This window comes from Actinomyces sp. (assembly GCF_030524025.1).
Taxonomy (GTDB): Bacteria; Actinomycetota; Actinomycetes; order Actinomycetales; family Actinomycetaceae; genus Actinomyces.
On the sequence record NZ_JAUNHI010000007.1, the window covers coordinates 26,911 to 40,858 of the forward strand.

The 13,948-nt window shown below is 73.2% G+C and carries 12 protein-coding genes; 9 read left to right on the plus strand and 3 right to left on the minus strand.

Annotated elements, in window-relative coordinates; genetic code table 11:
• Positions 1 to 35: 35 nt before the first annotated feature.
• A complete protein-coding gene (locus tag Q4C85_RS04495; protein ID WP_303140035.1) occupies positions 36 to 1,262 on the minus strand; it encodes a glycosidase in 1,227 nt (408 codons plus the stop codon).
• Between the two features lie 160 nt (positions 1,263 to 1,422).
• Here Q4C85_RS04495 and Q4C85_RS04500 point away from each other — a divergent pair, with 160 nt between their 5' ends.
• The 4 genes from Q4C85_RS04500 to Q4C85_RS04515 all read left to right on the plus strand — a co-directional run bounded on the left by Q4C85_RS04500 (position 1,423) and on the right by Q4C85_RS04515 (position 7,458).
• Complete coding sequence (locus Q4C85_RS04500; RefSeq protein ID WP_303140037.1) at positions 1,423 to 2,736, plus strand: deoxyguanosinetriphosphate triphosphohydrolase; 1,314 nt, start codon at positions 1,423 to 1,425, stop codon at positions 2,734 to 2,736.
• An 81-nt stretch (positions 2,737 to 2,817) separates the two neighbouring features.
• A complete protein-coding gene (gene dnaG / locus Q4C85_RS04505) occupies positions 2,818 to 4,815 on the plus strand; it encodes a DNA primase (protein ID WP_303140040.1) in 1,998 nt (665 codons plus the stop codon).
• 7 nt (positions 4,816 to 4,822) lie between these two features.
• A complete protein-coding gene (hemH, locus tag Q4C85_RS04510; protein WP_303140041.1) occupies positions 4,823 to 5,848 on the plus strand; it encodes a ferrochelatase in 1,026 nt (341 codons plus the stop codon).
• A 191-nt stretch (positions 5,849 to 6,039) separates the two neighbouring features.
• Positions 6,040 to 7,458: a sodium:proton antiporter gene (locus Q4C85_RS04515; protein ID WP_303140043.1), complete on the plus strand. Its 1,419-nt coding sequence runs from the start codon at positions 6,040 to 6,042 to the stop codon at positions 7,456 to 7,458.
• 281 nt (positions 7,459 to 7,739) lie between these two features.
• On the opposite strand, the gene Q4C85_RS04520 is transcribed toward Q4C85_RS04515, so the two are convergent.
• A complete protein-coding gene (locus tag Q4C85_RS04520) occupies positions 7,740 to 8,792 on the minus strand; it encodes a DUF3097 domain-containing protein (protein ID WP_303140045.1) in 1,053 nt (350 codons plus the stop codon).
• 149 nt (positions 8,793 to 8,941) lie between these two features.
• On the opposite strand from Q4C85_RS04520, the gene hrcA reads away from it, so the two are divergent.
• Together hrcA and dnaJ are read left to right on the plus strand one after the other, a co-directional pair.
• On the plus strand, positions 8,942 to 10,009 hold the full coding sequence (hrcA, locus tag Q4C85_RS04525; protein ID WP_303140048.1) for a heat-inducible transcriptional repressor HrcA: 1,068 nt from the start codon (positions 8,942 to 8,944) through the stop codon (positions 10,007 to 10,009).
• A gap of 51 nt (positions 10,010 to 10,060) precedes the next feature.
• Positions 10,061 to 11,185 (plus strand): molecular chaperone DnaJ, encoded by a 1,125-nt coding sequence (gene dnaJ, locus Q4C85_RS04530; RefSeq protein WP_303140051.1) that lies wholly within the window; start codon positions 10,061 to 10,063, stop codon positions 11,183 to 11,185.
• A gap of 34 nt (positions 11,186 to 11,219) precedes the next feature.
• On the opposite strand, the gene Q4C85_RS04535 is transcribed toward dnaJ, so the two are convergent.
• On the minus strand, positions 11,220 to 11,975 hold the full coding sequence (locus Q4C85_RS04535; protein WP_303140053.1) for a YggS family pyridoxal phosphate-dependent enzyme: 756 nt from the start codon (positions 11,973 to 11,975) through the stop codon (positions 11,220 to 11,222).
• A gap of 61 nt (positions 11,976 to 12,036) precedes the next feature.
• Between Q4C85_RS04535 and Q4C85_RS04540 the strand changes: the two genes are divergently transcribed.
• From Q4C85_RS04540 to Q4C85_RS04550, 3 genes are all read left to right on the plus strand, one after another.
• A complete protein-coding gene (locus Q4C85_RS04540; protein ID WP_303140055.1) occupies positions 12,037 to 12,846 on the plus strand; it encodes a 16S rRNA (uracil(1498)-N(3))-methyltransferase in 810 nt (269 codons plus the stop codon).
• A gap of 170 nt (positions 12,847 to 13,016) precedes the next feature.
• Entirely contained in the window at positions 13,017 to 13,271 is a 255-nt protein-coding gene (locus tag Q4C85_RS04545; protein WP_303140058.1) for a hypothetical protein, read from the plus strand.
• Entirely contained in the window at positions 13,268 to 13,876 is a 609-nt protein-coding gene (locus tag Q4C85_RS04550; RefSeq protein ID WP_303140060.1) for a TetR/AcrR family transcriptional regulator, read from the plus strand. Before Q4C85_RS04545 ends, Q4C85_RS04550 begins: the two co-directional genes overlap by 4 nt.
• Positions 13,877 to 13,948 lie beyond the last annotated feature (72 nt).

The following is a 13,948-nucleotide window of genomic DNA, read 5'->3' on the forward strand; positions in this document are numbered from 1 at the left end:
AAACGTGGCTCACATCACGAGGCTCGGGGCGGTGGTCAGGCGACAGTGCTGGCCGTCAGCCACACGGTCGTCGTCGGCGGGACGGCAAGACGGCCCCCCTCCTGGTGGAGCACGCCCGAGGACAGCAGGATCTCGGCGTGCGCGGGCAGGTCGATGGCCTGCTCGGAGGTGTTGACCAGGACGAGCACATCACGGGCCAGCAGCACGACCGCCTCCGGCGGGCACCACTCCAGACCGCTGACGAAGGCCACCGGGGCAGTGGCCAGCTCGTGCGCCTGGCGCATCCGCGCCGCGTGCCTGACCGTGGCCAGCGGTGAGCCGAACACCGAGTCCTGGGTGGCCGAGCTGCGCATGATGACTGCCGCCAGGTCCAGGGGGTCGGAGGGCTTGTCCTGATCGAGCAGGTCGATCTCGTCGCCCTGGCGCAGGTAGACCGCGCCGGGCAGGGCAAGCATGAGCGTGAGCAGCGCGCTCGAGCGGCGCTGGCGCAGACCCTCGTCGACCTCGAACCAGCGCCGGCCGTCACCGGGGTCGTCGGCGCCGACCAGCCCCGAGCTCGGCAGGTGGCGCCAGACCGGTGCCGCACCGAAGCGGTCGTGCTCGGACAGTGAGTGCGTGATGTGCCGGGTCAGGGACTCGCGGTCCCAGCGCGCCAGCATGAGACGGTCGTCGCGCAGGTGGTGCAGCCAGTCGTCCTGGAGGTGGTGGCGCAGCGTCTGCGGGTAGTCGGCCGAGACGTCGGCGCCGACGATGCCGTCCTCGACGTGCTCGGCGACCATGGCGTGCAGGATCGTGAAGTACTCGCTCAGCCGCTCCAGGTTGGTCTGGTCGGTGATGTCCGGCGGGACGATCGTGCCCAGGTCGATGCCGTCGGCTCCCGCGGCCAGGAAGGCCGCCGCGCGCTCCAGCAGCCCCTCGCCCTCGCGCTCGCGGCCCACGACGATGGGGTTGTCGGAGCGCACATGGGCGCCGGTGACCGGGCCCATCGCCCCCGAGATGCGCACGATGACCCTAAGGCCCAGCCCGTGGGCGCGGTCGGCGAAGCCGCGGAAGGCCTCGAGCTCGGTGTCGGGCCCGAGCAGGGAGGGCCGTACGAGGACCACACCGGAGCCCAGGGAGCGCACGTGCTCGAGCATCGAGTGGAGTCCGTTGAGCCCATCGGCGCCGAGCTCGGGCGAGCCGAGCTCGTAGACCATCCCCTCACGCCACCACTCCCGGGGGCCGTTGTAGACGCGGTGGACGAGCGTCGTCGTGGTCATCACGGCAAACGGCTCCCTTCAGCCGGGCGGGCCCGGCGCAGTCGGACGCTCAGGTGAGCATCGGCGCCGCCGGACCGCCACCGGTGTGGCGTGGCCCGACATGACCTGCTGAACGTCGTTGCGTCCCTCATGGTAACCCGCGCCTTGAGATACCTTGGGCACTATGTCCAAGCGTGAGACGGCGCCCGCCGCCCCCCGGGCCGAGAGCCCCGCCGGGCTGGTGGGCTACGGGCGCCATGACGTCTCCCGATTCGTCCCCGAGGCGGCCAAGAACCCCCAGCGCACGCCCTTCGAGCGAGACCGGGCCCGCATCCTGCACTCCTCGGCCCTGCGGCGCCTGGGCGCCAAGACGCAGGTCCTGGGTCCCTCCAGCGACGACTTCGTGCGCACCCGCCTGACCCACTCCCTCGAGGTCGCCCAGGTCGGACGCGCCCTGGGACAGGCCCTGGGCTGCGACCCCGACGTCGTCGACGCCGCCTGCCTGTCCCACGACCTGGGGCACCCTCCCTATGGGCACAACGGGGAGAAGGCCCTCGACATCGTGGCCGCCTCCATCGGCGGCTTCGAGGGCAACGCCCAGACGATGCGGATCCTCACCCGCCTGGAGCCCAAGACCCTCGACGCCCAGGGGCGCCCGGTCGGGGTCAACCTCACCCGGGCCGGCCTGGACGCCGTCGCCAAGTACCCCTGGGCCAAGGGCGAGGGGCCCGGCGGGCCGCAGGGCAGAAGCGCCCGCAAGTACTCCTGCTACGAGGAGGACCGCGAGATCTTCGAGTGGATGCGGCTGGGCGCCCCGGGCCACCGGCGCTGCCTGGAGGCCCAGATCATGGACTTCTCCGACGACGTGGCCTACTCCGTCCACGACGTCGAGGACGCCGTCGCCCTGGGCCGTCTCGACCCCGCCCGCCTCGCCTGGGCCGGGGAGGTCGAGGCGGTCATCGAGGCGACCCGTGCCTGGTACGGCCCGGCCACCAGCGCCCAGGAGCTGGGTGCAGCCTGGGAGCGGCTCATGGGGCGCACGAGCTGGATCAGGTCCTACGACGGCTCCCCGGCCGATGCAGCACGGCTGAAGAACCTGACGAGCGAGCTGACCGGCAGGTTCGTCTCCGAGGTCGCCGGGGCCACCCGCGCCGCCTACGGGCAGGGGCCGCTGACCCGCTACTCCGCCGAGCTCGTCGTGCCGCCGGCCACCGCTGCCGAGATCCTCGTGCTCAAGGGCGCCGCCGTCCACTACGTCATGGCCCCCCGGGAGCATGAGCCGGTCTACCTGCGCCAGCGCACGGAGATCTTCGACCTGGCCGATGCCCTGCTGGCCTCGGGGCCCCGCCACCTCGAGCCGGTCTTCGCCGCCTCCTGGCGCCAGGCCGAGGACGAGGCCGGACGCACCCGGGCGGTGGTCGACCAGATCGCCTCCCTGACCGACACCTCGGCCCGCGCCTGGCACGCGCGCCTGTGCGGGCTGCTGTCCGAGGTCTGAGCCGACGGGTCGGGGACCATGGGTCCACAGGGGCCGGCGGCAGGTGGGCGGCCGCGCACCTCGGCCCCCTAGGATGCCCCCATGGCGGGACTGATCAAGCGCGAGGACATCGACGCCGTGCGCGAGCACGCCAGGATCGAGGACGTCGTCGGCGAGCACGTCACCCTCAAGCCCGCCGGAGTCGGCTCGATGAAGGGACTGTGCCCCTTCCACGACGAGCGCACCCCGTCCTTCAACGTCCGCCCCCAGCTGGGTCTGTTCCACTGCTTCGGCTGCGGCGAGGGCGGGGACGTCATCGCCTTCGTCCAGAAGATCAACCACCTGTCCTTCACCGAGGCCGTCGAGCACCTCGCGGCCCGGATCGGGGTCCAGCTGCGCTACGAGGACGGCGGGTCGGTGGTCCGCCGCGCCATCGAGCCGGGCACCCGCCAGCGCCTGCTCGAGGCCAACCGGGTCGCCGAGGCCTGGTTCATCGAGCAGCTGGCGAGCCCGGGCGCCCGGGCCGGCCGGCGCTTCCTGGCCGAGCGGGGCTTCGACAGGCGGGCCGCCGCCGACTTCTCGGTGGGCTACGCCCCCGCCGGCTGGGACAACCTGGCCAACCACCTGCGCTCGACCGGCTTCACCGAGCGCGAGCTCGTCGACTCCGGCCTGTGCGGCCGGGGCGGCTCCGGCGGTACCCGGATCTACGACCGGTTCCGCGACCGGCTCATGTGGCCGATCCGCGACGTGACCGGCGCGACCGTGGGCTTCGGCGGCCGGCGCCTGTCGGATGAGGACGCGACCGTCCCCAAGTACCTCAACACCCCCGAGACCGCGATCTACCACAAGGCCCAGGTCCTCTACGGCCTCGACCTGGCCAAGTCCGAGATCGCCCGCAGCCACCGCATCGTCGTCGTCGAGGGCTACACCGACGTCATGGCCGCCCACCTGTCGGGCGTGCGCACGGCCGTGGCCACCTGCGGCACCGCCTTCGGCACCGAGCACGTCAGGATCGTGCGGCGCCTGCTGGGCGACGTCGCCGACCCCTCGGCCGGGGTCATGGCCGGCAACCGCACCCGCGGGGGCGAGGTCGTCTTCACCTTCGACGGCGACGCCGCGGGCCGCGCCGCCGCCCTGCGCGCCTACGGGGAGGACCAGCACTTCGCGGCGCAGACCTTCGTGGCTGTCGACCCCCACGGGCTGGACCCCTGCGACCTGCGCATGGAGGAGGGGCCCGAGGGCATCCCCCGCCTGCTCGAGCGCCGCCTGCCCCTGTTCGAGTTCGTCATCCGGACCTCCCTGTCCGACCTCGACCTCGACACCGCCGAGGGGAGGGTACGCGGGCTGCGCGCCGCCGCCCCCGTGGTCGCCGGCATCCGGGACCGCGCCCTGCGACGGGAGTACACCCGCCGGCTGGCCGGGTGGCTGGGCTTGCCCGAGGCCGAGGCAGTCGGCGCCGTGCGGGCGGCCGAGCGGCGCGGGCCGGTCGTCCCCGGGGCTGACGGCCCCCCGCCGGATGAGGCCGATCGCCCCCGCCCCGGCCTGCCCCGCCTCGAGGATCCGGTGGCCAGGCTGGAGCGTCAGGCCCTGGCGGTCATCGTCCAGCTCCCCCAGGTCGCCGTGGAGGCCGGCGCTCAGGACATCAGCGCCGAGGCCTTCACGATGCCAGTCCACCGCGCGGTCTTCGAGACGATCGAGGCCGCCGGAGGGCCCGAGGAGGTCTCCGGCCTCCTGTCCCGCGCCCAGGAGGCCGGGATCGGGGCCGACCAGGCCCTGCAGCGGGCGACCGTGCACTGGATCGAACAGGTGCGCGCCGGTGCCATCGGGGTGGTCGACGCCGCCATCACCGAGCTGGCGGTCAGCCCCCTGCCCCTGCCCGCCGCTCGCGGCGGGCGCCCCGGTGAGCCCGACCCCGAGCATGTCAGTCGTTACGCCACAGGTGTCCTGTCGGCCCTGGCGCGCACCGGCATCACGCGCAGGCTGGCCGAGCTGCGTGCCCGCCAGCGGCGTATGAGCCCCGATGACCCCGCCTACCGGGAGATCTTCGAGGAGATCGTCGGCCTGGAGAACCGCCGCCAGCAGATCGCGCAGCGGGGTTGAGGCCGCCGTGACTCAAGCCCTCGACAGCCGGCCCGCCCTCATCCTGGTCAACCTCGGCACACCTGCCACCCCGACCCCCGGGGACGTGCGCCGCTTCCTGCGCGCCTTCCTGACCGACCGGCGCGTGGTGGAGACCAGCCCTCTGCTGTGGCGGCCCGTGCTCGAGGGCGCCGTCCTGCGCCTGCGCCCGCGCTCCTCGGCCGCCAAGTACGCCTCGATCTGGAGGGCCGGACACGAGCACGAGCACATCGGCTCGCCCCTCATGCACGCCTCAGTCGCGCAGGGCAGGCTCCTCCAGCAGGTCCTGGGCCAGGACGTCGAGGTGGCCGTCGCCATGCGGTACGGGCCGCCGTCCCTGCGCGAGGTCATGGCCGGGCTGCTCGAGGCCGGGCACCGCCGGATCGCCGTCCTGCCCGTCTACCCGCAGTACGCCGCCTCCTGCCAGGCCTCGGTCCTCGACGAGGTCGCCCGCCTCCTGCTGCGGGTGCGCGACCAGCCCGAGCTGCGCACGGTGCGCTCCTTCCCGACGGCACCGGCCTACATTGAGGCGCTGGCCACCGCGGTCGAGAACCACTGGGCCGCCGTCGGGCGCCCCGACCCGCGCGCCGGGGCGCGTCTCATCCTGTCCTTCCACTCCATCCCCCGGGCGATGCACGACGCCGGGGACCCCTACCGCTCGGAGTGCCGGGCGACCGCCCGGGCCCTGGCCCGCCGGCTCGACCTGCCCGAGGGGCTCATGGAGGTGGGCTACCAGTCCGTCTTCGGTCCCGCCCACTGGATCGGCCCGGCCACCATCGACATCGCCAGCGAGCTGGGCCGGCAGGGCTGCCCGCGCCTCGACGTCGTGTGCCCCGGTTTCATGGCCGACTGCCTCGAGACCCTCGAGGAGATCGACCAGCTCAACCGGGAGGCCTTCGTCTCGCGCGGCGGCGGGGCCTTCCACTACGTGCCCTGGGGCAACGACTCCCAGGGCGCGGTCGCGACACTGGCCGAGCAGGCGCGCACGGCGCTGGCCGGCTGGGTGAGTCCCTGAGCGCGGCGAGGCGCGTCACACCCCTGTCACCATCGGTCGGTAAGGTACGGCATCCTAGTGAGACCATGTCCTCCGTCGTCCTCCATCGTCCCCCGTCGTACTCGGACGTCCTTCGGCGTCCTGCGACGTTCTCCGACCTCGTCCTTCGACGCCGTCGAAGGACGCCACGACACCAACCCGAGGAGTCCTCGATGCACCTGCAGTGGTGGTCCGTCCTGCCCTTCGCCACGATGCTCGCCTGCATCGCCGTCCTGCCCCTTGTGCCGGCCGCGGCCCACCTGTGGGAGAGGCGCTCCACCCAGCTGGCGATCTCCCTGGTGCTGGGGCTGCCGGTCGCGGTGTGGATGTGGGTGGTCGGCGGCTGGCAGGTGGTCTTCCACACCGCCGTCGAGTACGGCCAGTTCATCTGCCTGCTCCTGGCGCTGTTCGTCGTGTCCGGCGGCATCTTCCTGTCCGGAGACATCGAGGCCAGCCCGCGCAACAACACGGTCTTCCTGGCCGTGGGCGCCGTCCTGGCCAGTTTCGTGGGCACCACCGGGGCGGCCATGCTCCTCATCCGGCCGCTGCTCAACACCAACCGGGAACGGCGCTACCGGGTGCACACCGTCGTGTTCACCATCCTCATCGTGGCCAACTGCGGCGGTCTGCTCACGCCGCTGGGCGACCCGCCCCTGTTCCTGGGCTTCCTGCGCGGCGTGCCCTTCACCTGGACCTTCCACCTCTTCCCGGAGTGGCTGTTCGTCAATGCCATGCTGCTCGTGGCCTACTTCGCCCTCGACACGTGGTTCTACTCCCAGGAGCCCGCCTCGGCCGTCCTGGAGGACCGCACCGAGATCCAGCCCCTGGGCCTGCGGGGCGCCTCCAACTTCCTGTGGTTCACCGTCATCATCGCCGCCGTCGCCTTCGCCCCCTCGGTCGACGTCCACGCCATCGAGGAGGGCCAGGCAGGCCCGACCGACTGGATCCCGCTGCGCGAGCTCATCATGCTCGGCGCCGCCTGGGCCTCCTACCGCACGGGGGACAAGAAGGCCCGGTTCGAGGACAACCAGTTCCAGTGGGGCCCCATCGCCGAGGTCGCCACCCTGTTCATCGGCATCTTCCTGACGATGATCCCCGCCCTGCACTACCTCGACGAGGTCGCCCCGCGCCTGCCCCTCAACGAGATCACCTTCTTCATCTTCACCGGCGGCCTGTCCTCGGTGCTCGACAACGCCCCGACCTACGTGACCTTCTTCGAGATGGCCGGGCAGCTCGACAACCCGGGTGGCGCCGTCGTGGCCGGGGTGCCCGAGGCCTATCTCGTGCCGATCTCCCTGGGGGCCGTGTTCTGCGGCGCGATCACCTACATCGGCAACGGCCCGAACTTCATGGTCAAGTCGGTCGCCGACGCCGCGGGCGTCCAGATGCCGACCTTCGGCGGCTATGTCGGCAAGACCTTCACCTACCTGGTGCCGGTGCTCGTGTCCATGGTCTGCCTGTTCATCGCCCAGCCGCTCTGGGCCAAGGCGCTGGGGGCGGTCCTCACGGTCGTCCTACTGGCCAACAGCGGCCGGCTCATCGCCAGGAGCCGGCGCTCGGCGCTGGCCGATCCCGCGCCGGCGGGCGACTGAGAGCCCTGGTCCAGCAGGTCCCTCCAGCAGCGCTGGGCCGGACCCGGCCGCCCTGCTGCATGTCGGTGCGGATGCGCCAGCTCGGGGCCACCGTCGAGGTACCCGAGCTCTCGAAGGACGAGGCGATATGGAACATCGGGTCGTACATCTGCTGGCGGGTCAGGACGTCGGTGCCCACCGGGTCAGTGGCAACTGTGCGTCGAATGCGGTCCTGCCATCTCTGCCGATCTCGGGGTGTCATATGTCCCGATCTCGCGGTGTCATATGTCCCGATCTCGGGGTCAGTGGGTGCCGGGTGCGGTGACGAAGTCGATGAGTTCCTCCATGCGCCCCAGCAGGCTGGGCTCGAGGTCCTTGTAGCTGCGCACGGTGGCCAGGATCCGTTTCCAACCTCGGGCGACATCGGCCTGGTCGGCGTGCGGCCAGCCCAGGGCGGCCAGAGTCCCGTGCTTGATGTCGGTGCCCCGGGGGACCTCGGGCCAGGCACGCAGCCCCACCCGCTCGGGCTTGACGGCCTGCCAGACATCGACGTACGGGTGCCCCAGCACCAGGACGTTGTCCCCGCCGGGCATGGAGCGCACCCGCTGGGCGATCCGCGACTCCTTCGACCCGGCCACGAGGTGGTCGACGAGCACCCCCGCCCGGCGCTGCGGGGACGGTGCGAACTCGGCCATGACGTCCTCGAGGTGGTCGACGCCGTCGAGCATGAGGACGACCACCCCCTCGTGGCGCAGGTCGTCGCCCCAGACCTTCTCGACCAGCTCGGCGTCGTGGCGCCCCTCCACCCAGATCCGCGAGGCGCGCGCCACCTTGGCCCGCTCACCCTCGACGGCGTAGGAGCCCGAGGCGGTCAGCCGCCTGCCGGCCGCGGACACCGGGCCGGCCTGTCCCCGGGCCCTGGGGGTGGGCGGGTCGAGGACCACAGGCCTGCCCTCCAGCCAGAAGCCCGGCCCCAGGGGGAAGCCGCGGCGCACGCCCCTGCGGTCCTCCAGGACCACGACATGGCGACCGCCTGACTTCTCCACGGCCACCGCCGCCCCGACAAAACCGGTCTCGCGGTCCTCGACCACCATGCCGCGGGTCACGGGCACGTGCACCGACTCGGGGCGCACCGCATGCGGCCCGACCCGGTGGGGGTCGGTGGCCAGGACGTCCGCGCCGTAGCGGTCCGCCCCGGCGGGCGGGCGCCCGCCCGCCGCGGGAGCGCCGGTCCGCCGGCCGGCCCCCTGCTCGGGGGAGGGGCGGCCGTTGGCGGCTTGGCGCTCGCGCAGGGCCAGGCGGCGGGCGGCGGTCGACCCGGGGACCGGGCCCCGGGGGCGCGGAGAGGTGTTCACTCAGGGCACGGTAGGGGAAGGTCACGCACACCTCAGGTCTGACCCGCCGGGACGCGGCGTAGGATGGCACTCGTGCCCGAGGAGTGCTAACCCGCGGGCCGAGGACGGATGAGCAGCGCATGAGCCGGGGCGCAGGAAGGAGGGCCGCCATGGGCGATGACCGACGTCTCCAGGTCCTGTCCGCCATCGTCACCGACTACGTGCGCACCCGTGAGCCCGTGGGCTCCCGGGCCCTGGTCGAGCGCTACCGGCTGGGCGTGTCCCCGGCCACGATCCGCAACGACATGGCCGTCCTGGAGGACGAGGGCTACATCCACCAGCCCCACACGAGCGCGGGGCGCGTGCCCACCGAGAAGGGGTACCGGCGCTTCGTCGACGAGGTGGCGCGGGTCAAGCCCCTGTCGGACCCGGAGCGCCAGGCCATCACCGCCCTGGTGTCCGGCGCGGTCGATCTCGACCAGGTGGTTGTGCGCACCGTGCGGGTCCTGGCCCAGCTGACCGGCCAGCTGGCCGTCGTCGAGTACCCCAGCCTGCGCCTGACCGCGCTGCGCCACATCGAGCTCGTCGCCATGGGGCCCAGGCGGATCCTGCTGGTCATCATCACCGACACCGGGAGGGTCGAGCAGCGCACCGTCCCCCTGGCCCGCGCACCCGGCGCCGGGGAGCCCGTCATCGACCCCGTGGCGCTGGAGGCGCTGCGTACCCGGCTCAACGCCGCCCTGGCCGGGCGCCGCGCCGGTGAGATCCTGCCCGTGCTCACCGCGCTGGCCGAGCAGGCCCCTCAGGCCGAGCGCCTCCTCTTGGCAGCGGTCAGCGGGGAGCTCCTCGAGGCCCTGCGGCCCGACGCCGAGGAGCGGCTGGTCGTGGCGGGCACGGCCAACCTGGCGCGCTCGACCCCCGACTTCTCGGCCATCGGCCCCCTCCTGGACGCCGTCGAGGAGCAGGTCGTCCTCCTGCGGCTGCTGGCCGAGCTGGGCCGGGCCGGTGGCGATGAGTCGGGCATGCGCGTGTCGATCGGCTCGGAGAACCGCGAGGACGCCCTGGCGGAGGCCTCGGTGGTCACCGCCTCCTACGGCCCGGGTGAGGGCAACGCCGTGGCCCACCTGGGCGTCATCGGCCCCACCCGCATGGACTACCCCGCGACGATGGCGGCCGTGCGCGCCGTCGCCCTCTACCTGTCCCGGTTTCTGGCCGGGCCCGAGGGCCAGGACGCCTGAGCGGGCGCCCGGACCACCACCCCACCCACGACGAAGGAACAGCCAACTCCAGTGAGCGACTACTACGAGGTCCTGGGCGTCAGCCGGCAGGCATCGGCCCAGGAGATCAAGAAGGCCTACCACAAGAAGGCCCGCCAGCTGCACCCCGACGTGGCCGGGCCGGGCCACGAGGAGGAGTTCAAGGCGGTCACGGCCGCCTACGACGTCCTGTCCGACGCCGAGAAGCGCCGCATGTACGACCTCGGTGGGGAGGACGCCCTGCGCGGCAACGGCTACGCCGGGGGCTTCGGCGGGGAGTTCACCGACCTGGGAGGCATCTTCAACGCCTTCTTCGGCGGTGGGGCGGCCTCCCGTGGCCCGGCCTCGCGATCGCGCCGCGGCCAGGACTCGATCGTGGCCCTCGAGGTCGAGCTGGCCGACATCGCCTTCGGGGCCACCAAGACGGTGACGGTCGACACCTACGTGACGTGCACGACCTGCGAGGGCACCTGCTGCGCCCCCGGGACCTCCCCGGTGACCTGCTCGGAGTGCAACGGGCAGGGATCGGTCCAGCACATGCAGCGCTCCTTCCTGGGCAATGTCGTCACCTCCTCCCCGTGCCGGGTCTGCCAGGGCTTCGGCACCGTCATCGCCTCCCCGTGCTCCGACTGCGCGGGGGAGGGGCGCCAGCACGTGCGCGCCGACGTCGAGGTCAACGTCCCGGCCGGTGTGTCCACCGGCACCCGCATCCGCATGTCGGGCCGGGGCGCCGCCGGTCCCGCGGGCGGCCCGAAGGGGGACCTGTACGTCGAGATCCACGAGCTGCCCGACGAGGCACTGACCCGGGAGGGGGACGACCTCTACACCGAGCTGCGCGTGCCCATGACGGCCGCGGCCCTCGGTGCAAGCTTCCCGCTGACCACTCTCGACGGGGAGCGCACCATCTCGGTCAAGGCCGGCAGCCAGGGCGGCGACGAGGTCGTCCTGTCGGGCCTGGGAGTGGGACGCCTGCGCCGCTCGGGCCGAGGCGACCTCCATGTCCAGATCGTCGTGGAGACCCCCACCCGTCTCGATGACAGGCAGACGGCCCTGCTCCAGGAGCTGGCGGCCCTGCGCGGTGAGGACGGCTTCGCCCCTGCCAGGGACGAGTCGCTGCTGGGCAGGATCCGGGAGAAGTCGCGTTCCAAGCGCCGCTGAGCGCGGCCCCGCGCGGCGGCTGCCTGCCGGCGCCTCAGGCCCGGGGGGCCGGCCTGGTTCCGAAGATCGCCTGTCCGACGCGCACGCAGGTCGATCCGGCCTCGATCGCGGGCTCGCGGTCCCCGCTCATGCCCATTGACAGCAGGCCGTCCCCGATCGTGCCCGCCTGGCGGCCGGCGTCGCGCAGCGTGCGCAGCAGGTCGAAGCAGGCGCGCACCCGCGCCGTGTCGGTGCTGTGGGCCGCCAGCGTCATGAGCCCGCGCACGCGCAGGGACTGGTAGGCCGCCAGGCGGGTGAGAAATCCGGCGACCTCCTCGGGGGGCAGGCCGAACTTGGTGTCCTCCCCGGAGGTATTGACCTGGACGTAGACGTCCAGGCCACGACCGGCGGCCTGCAGACGCCGGTCGAGGGCCTCGGCCAGGCGCAGGGAGTCCAGGGACTGGAGCTCGTGGGCGACCAGGGCGGCGTCGCGGGCCTTGTTGGTCTGGACGTGGCCGATAAGCACCCAGGGCATTCCCAGGTCGGCCAGGGCCTCGGCCTTGAGACGGGCCTCCTGGACCTTGTTCTCACCCATGCGCTTCACCCCAGCGGCGTGGGCGGCGCGCAGGCGCCCCTCGGGCACCGTCTTGGTCACCACCAGCAGGTCGATGTCGGCGGGGTCGCGTCCGGCGCGCTGGGCGGCGGACGCGATCCGGGCCCGCACGGCGGCCAGGCGCTCGGCGATGCGCGCGACCTCCCCGGGGTCGGGGAGGCGGCCGGGGTCGTGGAGGTCGCGGGCGGCATCGCTCATGGCCCCGGACGCTAGCACTGGGCCGGCGAGCTCGACGTCGGCTGCTCGTAGGCTGGGGGGCGTGACCGCGCCCGTTTTCGTCATGACCCCCCAGACCCTCGAGCCCACCGGTGCCGCGGCCCAGGCGGTCGCCGGGGACCGCCTCACCTTGAGCGGCCCCGAGGCGCGCCACGCCGTGTCGGTGCGGCGCCTGCGCCCGGGGGAGCGGGTCGACCTCGTCGACGGCGAGGGCCTGCGCCTGGTCTGCGAGGTCCTGGAGGCCGGCACGGACCGCCGGGACCGGCTGACGGTGCGGGTGGTCGAGCGGGTGGTCGAGCCCGGCGAGGGGCTGCGGCTGGCCCTGGTCCAGGCGCTGGCCAAGGGGGACCGAGACTCCCAGGCGGTCGAGACGGCCACGGAGGTGGGGGTCGGACTGGTCCTGCCCTGGCAGGCCGAGCGCTGCGTGTCGGTGTGGCGGGGGCCCAAGGCGGCCAAGGGCCGCGAGCGCTGGCAGGCCACCGCCGTGCAGGCGGCCAAGCAGGCCCGCCGGGCCCGCGTGCCGCAGGTCGCCGAGCCCGTGGGCACCCCGGCACTGGTGGACTGGACGCGGGAGGTCGTTCAGGCCGGTGGTCTCGTCCTCGTCCTCCACGAGGAGTCCGACCGCCCCATCAGCCAGGTCCCCCTGCCCGCCGCCGAGCGGCGCCAGGGCGAGCAGGCCCCCGTCCTGGCCGTCGTTGTCGGCCCCGAGGGCGGGATCTCCGAGGCCGAGACCGCCGGGCTGGAGGCGGCCGGGGCGGTGACGGTGCGCCTGGGCCCCCACGTCATGCGCACCTCCTCGGCAGGACCGACCGCCCTGGCCGTGCTCGCCCAGCGCGCCGGCCTGTGGGGGTGAGCGCCGGCCCGTGTCGCCGACCCCTGGGAATCAATCATTGAGGCGCGGCCATCGGGCACAATGCCGTCATGTCCTCCTTGGCGCCCCTTTGGGTCAGACAGGTCCCCTGGGAGCAGGCCCTCGCCTTTCATCCCCTGTCCACTGGGAGCTTCGGTACTGCGAAGAATCTCGTGGCCGTGGAGTGGGCCGACGAGCAGTGGGCCTGGCGGCACATGGGTCAGGTGGCCAGGAGGATGAACCGGGCCAATCGGGCGCTGGGCATCCCACCCGGTGTGCTGAGCGCTGTACGCCTGCCGATGAACGGGGCCCAGCTCGCCGATCTGCTCAACGAGCAGCGCCGCCTGCGCCGGCACGATCTCACCGAGCCGGGGACCATGGCCCCGGGGGGCGCCCCGTCCGCGGACCCGACCGGCGGCCGTCCATGAGCCCTCGCGGCCGCAGGCCGGCAGGGAGCCCCGATGCGCGCGAGGCCATCGTGGCGGCGGCCCGCACCGCCTTCGCCCGGGACGGCTACTCGACCTCCCTGCGCGGCATCGCCCGCGACGCCGGCGTCGACCCCGCCCTCGTCCACCACTACTTCCCCCAGCGCGCCCAGCTCTTCGCCCAGGCCATCGTCGTCGATGCCCAGGGCCGCAGCCTCGACCTCGACGCCGTGCTCGAGCGCCTCGGTTCGATCCCCGCCCCGGGGCTGGGGGAGGGGATCGTCCGCACCTTCCTGACCACCTGGCAGGACGTGGGTCCGGACCGGTTCACCGCCCTGGTGCGCGCGGCGATGGCCGAGGACCTGGCGCGCGCGAGCCTCCACTCCTTTGTCAGCAGCCAGTTCCTCGTGCCACTCATCACGCGCCACACCGATGACCGGCCCGACCTGCGCGCCCAGCTGATCGCCAGCCAGATACTCGGCCTGGGGCTGGCGCGATGGGTGACCGAGGTCTCCGAGATCGCCGCAGCCGACATCGAGCTCCTCGTCGCGCTCTACGGGCCGACGATCCAGCGCTACGCCACCGGCGAGCTGCCCGGCGGCTCCTGATCGCGGTCCTCGACGCCGCGCTGGTGGCCCGTGCGCGCCTTGCGCAGATGCGCAGGCGCGACGCACGGTAGA

Excerpts from the sequence above, each read along its gene's own strand:
- Q4C85_RS04500 (WP_303140037.1), top strand. The coding sequence starts at position 1,423 with ATGTCCAAGCGTGAGACGGCGCCCGCCGCCCCCCGGGCCGAGAGCCCC.
- dnaG (WP_303140040.1), top strand. The coding sequence starts at position 2,818 with ATGGCGGGACTGATCAAGCGCGAGGACATCGACGCCGTGCGCGAGCAC.
- Q4C85_RS04515 (WP_303140043.1), top strand. The coding sequence starts at position 6,040 with ATGCACCTGCAGTGGTGGTCCGTCCTGCCCTTCGCCACGATGCTCGCC.
- hrcA (WP_303140048.1), top strand. The coding sequence starts at position 8,942 with ATGGGCGATGACCGACGTCTCCAGGTCCTGTCCGCCATCGTCACCGAC.
- Q4C85_RS04535 (WP_303140053.1), bottom strand. The coding sequence starts at position 11,975 with ATGAGCGATGCCGCCCGCGACCTCCACGACCCCGGCCGCCTCCCCGAC.
- Q4C85_RS04550 (WP_303140060.1), top strand. The coding sequence starts at position 13,268 with ATGAGCCCTCGCGGCCGCAGGCCGGCAGGGAGCCCCGATGCGCGCGAG.